Origin of the sequence: Nocardia vinacea NBRC 16497, assembly GCF_000308835.1 — a bacterium.
GTDB lineage: Bacteria > Actinomycetota > Actinomycetes > Mycobacteriales > Mycobacteriaceae > Nocardia > Nocardia vinacea.
In genome coordinates, this window is the sequence record NZ_BAGN01000300.1 from 1 (window position 1) to 495 (window position 495).

Annotated in this window: 1 protein-coding gene; it reads right to left on the reverse strand. The window is 66.9% G+C overall.

Features of this window, described 5'->3' with window-relative positions:
- A partial coding sequence (locus ON44_RS33575; RefSeq protein ID WP_218007668.1) for a polyketide synthase dehydratase domain-containing protein occupies positions 1 to 468 on the reverse strand: 468 nt, incomplete at its 3' end.
- Between the last annotated feature and the right edge of the window lie 27 nt (positions 469 to 495).

The window sequence follows — 495 nt, forward strand, 5'->3', positions numbered from 1 at the left end:
CGCGGTGCCGCCCTCGGCGGGCAGTGTCAGGGGCGCGAGCAACGTCAGTTCCCGTATCGCCCCGCATCCGACCTCGTCACCGGCACGGATCACCAGCTCGACCAGCCCGGTCCCGGGCAGCAACACCACACCACCCACGGCGTAATCGGCCAGCCACGGATGAGTCTGCAGCGACAGCCGGCCGGTCACGGTCACGGCCCCGGTCTCCGGGGACACCACCACCGCCCCGATCAATGGATGATCGAGTCCCGACAATCCCAGCGAGTCGGGATCGGTGTTGCCGGTGATCGTATCGAGCCAGTAGCGGCGGTGCTGGAAAGCGTAGGAAGGCAACACAACCCGGCTCGCGCCACGGCCATCGAAGACCGGTGTCCAGTCGATCCCGGCACCGGCCACATCCACCACTGCCAGTGCCGACAAGAAGGTCGTGTCCTCGACACGATCCCTACGCAGCAAAGACGTCACCACCGTGTCGGTCGTGTCGGTGTCGCTGGA